Raw genomic sequence first — 7,087 nt, forward strand, 5'->3', positions numbered from 1 at the left:
CACCACGTGCTGGCCGCGCGCTTGGAGCGCCTCGGCCAGCGCGGCGCCGGCCCCGCCCCGGTCGGCGATCACCAGCCAGCCGGCATCCGCGGCGAGCGCGCTGGCCGGCTCCTGATCGTGGGCCGCCTGGCGGCGCGGCTGCGGCACCCAGTCGACCGCATAGAGCTTGTCCTTCCAGTTGGCGGTCGCGAGGATCAGCGCGCGGCGGTCGACCGGCACGGCCTCGAGCCCGTCGACGCCGGCAACCACCTGGCCGTCGTCGGTGACGAGCCGGATGTCGACCACCACCCGGGTGCTGTCCTCGGCGTTCTTGCGCAGGACGGCGTGGCTCCAGACCGCATCGGGCATGGGACCGTGCAGCCGCAGGTGGGCGATGGCGACCGGCAGATAGGCGGCGCGCCCCTCGAGCCGGGAGAAGATCGCACCCACTGCCTGGAAGCATCCATCCAGCAGGGCGGGGTGGATGAGATGCCCTGCATCCGCAGCCGCGTCGATCGCGACGCGGGCGAGGCTTTCCCCGCCGTCGCCGCTCGCCGCGATGCGGGTGACCGCGCGAACGGTGCGAAAGGCCGGGCCGTAGTCGAGGCCGAGTGCGGCATACCCGTCATAGAAGCCCTGGACGTCCAGGGCTTCGCCTGCTTGCGCCAGGCGCGCGCGAAGACCCGCCAGGTCGACCGACGCGGGCGGCTGCGCCGCCACGCTGTCGATCTCGCCCGTCACGTGCAGCTGCCAGTCCACCGGCGTGGTGTCGCCGCCGGCCGGGTTGCTGAAGATCCGCAGCCCGTGGCGCGCACCGGGGGCGCCCTGGGCAAGCACCGTTTGGACCATGGTGGACCGCTCCCGCGTCACCACCAGCGCGGCCTGGATGGACAGGTTCGCCAGCCCCGGCGCCAGCTCCGGATGCAGGGCGGCGGCGGCGCTGAGCGCCATGTCGACATAGGCGGCCGCCGGCACCACCACCCTGCCGTAGACCTGGTGGTCATTCAGGAACCCGGGCCTGCGCGCCGACAGTGCCGATTCGTAGAGGAGGTCGGTGGCGGGCAGGGCGGCGGTCGCAACCGCGGCGCCCAGCAGGGAATGGCCCCGGCCCGCACCCGCGGCCGGGCGCCCGGGGATCGCGCCGCCGCGCGTGTCCGGCAGCCAGTGGCGCTGCCGCTCGAAGGGATAGTCCGGCAGCGCCGTGCGCGGCGGCGCTGTCTGGTCCAGCCGGCCGGCGCGCCGCCAGTCGATGGCGGCTCCCGCGACGTAGAGCCGGCCCAGCGCGGCGAGGATCTCCTTCCAGTCGTCGCCGTTGCGCCGCAAGCTGCCCAGCTTGCGCATGGGGCCGTCGCCGAGCGTGGCGCGCGCGAGCCCGGTCAGCGCGGTGCCGGGGCCGATCTCGAGTGCGATGCCGACGCCCTGGCCGGCGAGCGACGCCAGGCCGGCCATGAAGTCGACGGGCGCGCCGACGTGCGCGACCCAGTAGTCGGCGCCGCAGACCTCGTCGTCCACGAGCCGGCCAGTCAGTGCCGACACGAAGCCGATCGAAGGCCGCGAGAACGACACGCTGTCGGCCACCTGGCGGAAGGCCGCCAGCATCGGCCGCATCAGCGGCGAATGGAAGGCATGCGAAACCTCGAGCAGGCCGGGGTCGGCAATGCCATGCTGGGCGGCCAGGCGCGCGCAGATGTCCTGCACCGCGGCGCGCGCGCCTGAAATGACGGTCTGGGTGGGCGAGTTGAATGCCGCGATCGACACCCGATCGGCCATCGCCGCGACCTCGGAAGCAACCAGCTCGCGCGGCGCCGCAATCGCGGCCATGGCGCCTCCGCCGGGCAGCGCCTGCATCAGCCGGCCCCGGGCGGCCACCAGGCGCGCCGCGTCTTCCAGGCTGAAGACGCCCGCCAGGCAGGCGGCGGCAAATTCGCCGATGCTGTGCCCGATGACGAAGCCGGGCCGGACGCCCCAGCTCAGCCACAGCTGCGCCAGCGCGTATTCGAGGGCGAACAGGGCCGGCTGCGTGTAGCGCGTTTCGGACAGCTGCGCCGCACCGGCGCCCCAGAGCAGCTCGCGAAGGGGCTGGTCCAGCTCGGCGGCGAGGGCTTCTTCGCAGCGGTCGATGGCCTGGCGGAACACCGGATGCAGCCGATAGAGCCGCTGGCCCATGCCGGCGTACTGCGCGCCCTGGCCGGCGAAAAGGAACGCGACCCTGGGCGCAGTCACGGGCGCGGCACCGCCCGATGCCGCCTGCGCGCCGCCGGCGATGCTTGCCAGGCTGCCCGCCAGTTCGGCAGCCGTCGCCGCGCCGAGCGACAGGCGATGCGGCAGATGGGCGCGCCCGACGGCTGCGGTGTGGCAGACCGCATCGATGTCCGGCGCGGGCATGCGGCCCAGGTGTTCGGCGTAGCGCCCGGCAAGGGCCAGCAGCGACGCTTCGCTGCGCGCCGACAGGCACAGCAGGTGGGCGGGCTGCGCCGCAACGGCCGTCGGCGCGGCCTCTTGCGGGGGCGCCGCCTCGACCACGACGTGGGCATTCGTGCCGCTGAACCCGAAGCTGCTGACGCCTGCGATGCGCCGCGCCGCCGACGGCCAGGGCGTGGTCTCGCGCGCAATGGCGAACGGCAGCCGCTTCCACGGAATATGCGGATTGAGTTCGCCCAGCTGGGGATAGCCGGGGATGAGTCCGCGGTCGAGCGACAGCACGAGCTTGATCAGCCCCGCCATTCCCGCCGCGAGTTCGGTATGGCCCACCAGCGCCTTGACCGAACCGATGTACAGGGGCTGCCCGGGCCCGTGGCTGCCGCCGAAGACCTCGCCCAGGGCACCGACTTCGATGGGGTCGCCCAACGCCGTCCCGGTGCCGTGCGTCTCGATGTAGCCGACCTCGCGGGGGTCGACTCCCGCGTTGGCCAGGGCCTGGCGGATCAAGGCGGCCTGGGAGGGGCCGCTGGGCACTGTCAGGCCGCTCGTGGCGCCGTCCTGGTTGACGCAGCTGCCGCGGATGACGGCGCACACCCGGTCGCCGTCGGCACGGGCGCGGCCGAGGGTCTTGAGCACCAGCACCGCGGCGCCTTCCGAGCGGACATAGCCGTTCGCCCGCGCATCGAAGGTCCTGCAATGCCCGTCCGGCGACATCATCCGCGCCTTGGACAGGGCGATGGTCGCTTCGGGCGACAGCAGCAGGTTGGTGCCGGCCGCCAGGGCCGTGGTGCATTCGCCCCGCCGCAGGCTCTCCGCGGCGCAGTGCACGGCGACCAGCGACGAGGAGCAAGCGGCGTCGATGGACATGCAGGGGCCGGTCAGGCCGAAGGTGTAGGCGATCCGGCCGGCGGCGACGCTGGGTGCGTTGCCGGTGCCCCAGTAGGCATTCAGGGTCTGCGCGTCGCAGGCCGCCATCCGGCCGTAGTCGCCGCCGGTGATGGCCGCGAACACACCGGTGGGTGAACCTTCCAGCGCGTCGGGCGCGATGGCCGCGTGTTCCAGCGCCGACCACGTGAGCTCCAGCAGCAGGCGCTGCTGGGGGTCCATCAACGCTGCCTCGAGCGGCGCGATGTTGAAGAATGCGGCGTCGAACCTGTCGACGTCGGAAACGAAGCCGCCCAGGCGCGTGCACATCCTGCCCGGCGCGTCCGGATCGGGGTCGTACAGCGCATCGATGTCCCACCGGTCCGCCGGCACCTCGGTGATCGCGTCGCGGCCTTCCGACAGGAGCGACCAGAATTCCTCGAGCCCGTTCGCCCCGGGAAACCGGCATGCCATGCCGACGATGGCAATCGGTTCCGCGCGGCGCCGCCTGAGCGCCGCGAGCTCGCCTTCGAGCTTCTGGATGACCTTGAACGCCCTCTGCAGATCGGTCGTGTTTTCAGCCATCGGCGTCAGACCCCGTATTTTGCGAACGTGCTGCGCATCTGCGCGTCGATGTCGTCCGCGTCCGCCGGATCGGCCTGCGCCGCAGCGGCCACGCTGGCCGCGTCCGCGCCGGTGGCCGGCGTGGCAGTGCCCAGCCCGAGGGCCTGGTCGATCACGTACGCCGCCAGCCGCTCGGGCGTCGGGTAGTTGAAGAACAGCGTGGTCGGCAGCGCGCAGCCAAGCTCTTCCTCGAGGTCTTCCTTGAGTTCGAGCGCCCGCCGCGAATCGATCCCCAGCTCGGCGAAGCGGGAGCGGCCGTTGACCAGGGCCGGGCTGTCGAGATGCAGCGCCTTGCACAGCCCGGAGATCACGTGATCGACCAGGATGGAGGACCGCAGCGGCGGCGCCGCGCCCTGCAGGCGGGCAATCAACGAGGGCTCGGGCATCGGGTGTTCCTCGGGATCATGCGGCCAGCCTGGCGGCCGGGACGGCGGATGTCTCGTTCTCGATGATCTTCGCCAGCAGGTTGAGCCAGCCGTAGGCGTCGTCGGCCGTGAAGAGATCGGTGCTGTAGTCCAGCTCGATGCGCATGCCCGTCTGCAAGAAGAAGATGTTGAACATCAGGTCGAACTCGATCCACCGGTTGACCGGCGCCACCAGCTCGGGAACCGCCGTGCCGAAGGCTGGCATCTCGGTCAGCGGCTCGAAATTGAAGGTGATTTCGGCCGGCATGTCGCGCTGGGGATCGGGCTGGCTTCGGTACAGCCCGCAGATCTCGTGGTATGGGAAGCGCGAGTGCGACATGATGTCGCTCATCGCCGCGCGGGATGCCGCGAGCACTTCCTCGAAGTCCAGTCCCTTGCCGTGCGCCGGCAGCAGCACGGGCAGGTTCACGCAGTTGCCGACCAGGTCGCGCAGGCGGCTGGTGCGATTGGCGAAGGGAAGGCCCATCACCGGCACCCGGCCGCGGTAGACGCGGCTGAGGAACAGCTGGACGCAGGCGAGCACCCAGGTGAACGCGGTGGTGCTGCTGCGCTTGGCCTGCGCGGCGATCGCGGCCGTTGCGCTGGCGTCGAGCGTCATGCTCGCCCGCCCGCCCGGGCGCGCGCCGGCATGGCTGGAGTGCGGCTCGCACCCGGCGGGGTTGCCCGCCTGGTAAGCGCCGATCTTCTCCACCACCGTGCTCCAGTAGGCCTTGTCGGCGGTGTAGCGGTCGCTGTTGCGGTAGTCGTTTTCCTGTGCGATCCAGTCGGCGTAGGACACTCCGGGCGTGGCCGGCACCCCGTTGAAGCGCTGCGCGATCTCCTTGAGCAGCACGCCCAGGCTCCACCCGTCGCAGACCAGGTGGTGCAGCGACAGGCACAGGAAGGCGCCGCCGCCGGCGAACTCGTGCAGTTGCGCGCGCAGGTTGCGGCCGGCCTCGGCGTCGAGCGGCTGCGCCTGCTCCCGGTCCGCCAGCTGGGCCGCGATCTCGGGGCTCAGCCTGCCGGCGTGCGAGATGCGTTTCACCGCGAACCCCGTGCACGGCCCCAGCGCCTGCACGCCCTCGGCCAAGTCGAGGCGGCAGCCCAGCGCATCGTGGTTGCCCACCGCGGCTTCGACGGCTGCCGCCAGGCGTGCCGCGTCGAGCGGCGCGTCGAAGCGAAAACCGAAGCAGACGTTGTTGGCGATCCGCCCCGCGGGGCGGGAGCGATCCAGGGCGAGAAAGCGCTGCTGGGCGTCCGACAGGGCGACCCGGCTGGCGGCCGTGCCCTGCCGCGCCCCCTCGACTAGGGGGAGCAGGCCCAGCGGCACCAGTTCCTTGCAGACCGCGCGCACCGTGTCGACCATCTGGTCCATGTCCTGCGCGGTGTGCGCGGTGGACACGAAGCAGTTGCGGCCTTCCCAGATGTAGATGCCGTTGGCCAGCAGCTGGTAGAAGAACAGGTCGAGGCTGCCGGTGGAAGTGAAGCGGAACAGCGAGCTGAACTGCTCGATGGTCACGTCCACGCCTTCTTCCTCGAACACTTTGATGAGGCGGCCGGCCAGCACCCGCGTGGCGTCGTTCAAGCGCTGGTAGAAGCCGAGGTCGGCGCTTTTCAGGTAGTCGAGCACCGCCAGCGACGCCGCCATGGTCAGCGGATGCTTGGAGAAGGTTCCGGCGAAGAAGATAGTGTTCTTTTCCGGGTAGCTCGCATCGCCGAACTGCCACCAGCCGCCGTCGACGCCGTCCATGCAGGCCGCCGTGCCCGCGACCACGCCGATCGGCATGCCGCCTCCCACCACCTTGCCGTAGGTGCACATGTCGGCGCGCACGCCGAAGTACTCCTGCGCGCCGCCGCGGGCGCAGCGAAAGCCGGAGATCACCTCGTCGAACAGCAGCACGATGCCGTGGCTGCGCGTGATCTCGCGCAGCCGCGCGAGGAACGGGCCCGGCTGCATGGAGGGCGCGCGGCTTTGCACGGGTTCGACCAGCACCACGCCGATCTCGGCGTGGTGTTCTTCGATGTAGGCATGGGCGGCGGGGTCGCAGTAATCGAGCACGATGGTGTCGGCCACCACGGATTCCGGCGTGCCGGGGCTGGCCGGCCGCGTTGCGCCCTGCGCGGCGCTGCGCGCCAGGAAGCCGTCGAAGCTGCCGTGGTAGGAGTTGCGAAAGACCACGATCTTGTCGCGGCCGGCGGCCAGGCGCGCCAGGCGCACCGCTGTCATCGTGGCCTCGGTTCCCGAATTGCAGAACACCACCCGTTCATGGCCGGTGAATTCGGCGATCAGCGCCGCCACGCGGCCCGCCATGGGCGACTGGGGCCCGATCGGCATTCCCAGCTCGAGCTGCGCCCGCAGCGCCTGGGTGACGAACTCCGGCGCGTGCCCGAAAAGATGCACGCCGAAACCCATCGTGAAATCGATGTACCGGTTGCCGTCGATGTCGACGATGTGCGCCCCTTCGGCTTGGGTGGCAACGATCGGGTAGACCAGCTCCTTGAGCAGCGGCCGGAAGCCCGCGGAAACACGGTTGTCGGCCAGGACACCGCGGTACTTCTGCGCGAGCTCCTTGGAGCTGCCCGCCCGTGCCTCCTGCGCGCGCGCAAGTGCCTCGATGTGGGCCAGCTTGCGCTTGTCGTCCTTGCGGCTGTCGGCTTCGAGCCGCGTCGAAAACGCGCTGAAGCGGTCGCCGGCCGCGGGCTTGGCCGGCGCGGGCGCGGACGCAGCGGCTTGCTCCCCGGGGGCCTCGACAGTTGGTGCGGCGGCCGGCTTGGCGGGGGCGGCTGGCTGCACC

3 protein-coding genes are annotated in these 7,087 nt (G+C 71.4%); all 3 read right to left on the reverse strand.

Translation table 11 applies throughout. The features are described from left to right. On the reverse strand, positions 1-3,849 hold a 3,849-nt coding region (locus H0U68_RS01280), incomplete at its 3' end, for a type I polyketide synthase (protein WP_296352350.1). Positions 3,850-3,854: 5 nt separating this feature from the next. After that, positions 3,855-4,274, reverse strand: coding sequence for an acyl carrier protein (locus tag H0U68_RS01285; RefSeq protein WP_296352351.1), 420 nt, complete (start codon positions 4,272-4,274; stop codon positions 3,855-3,857). Between the two features lie 16 nt (positions 4,275-4,290). Further along, positions 4,291-7,087 (reverse strand): aminotransferase class III-fold pyridoxal phosphate-dependent enzyme (locus H0U68_RS01290; protein ID WP_296352352.1); only part of this gene is annotated, 2,797 nt, incomplete at its 5' end.

This window comes from Ramlibacter sp. (assembly GCF_013697775.1).
In the GTDB taxonomy this organism is placed as follows: domain Bacteria; phylum Pseudomonadota; class Gammaproteobacteria; order Burkholderiales; family Burkholderiaceae_C; genus Ramlibacter.

Bases quoted from the DNA above. Each gene is read 5' to 3' on its own strand.
- H0U68_RS01285 (WP_296352351.1), bottom strand. From the start codon at position 4,274: ATGCCCGAGCCCTCGTTGATTGCCCGCCTGCAGGGCGCGGCGCCGCCG.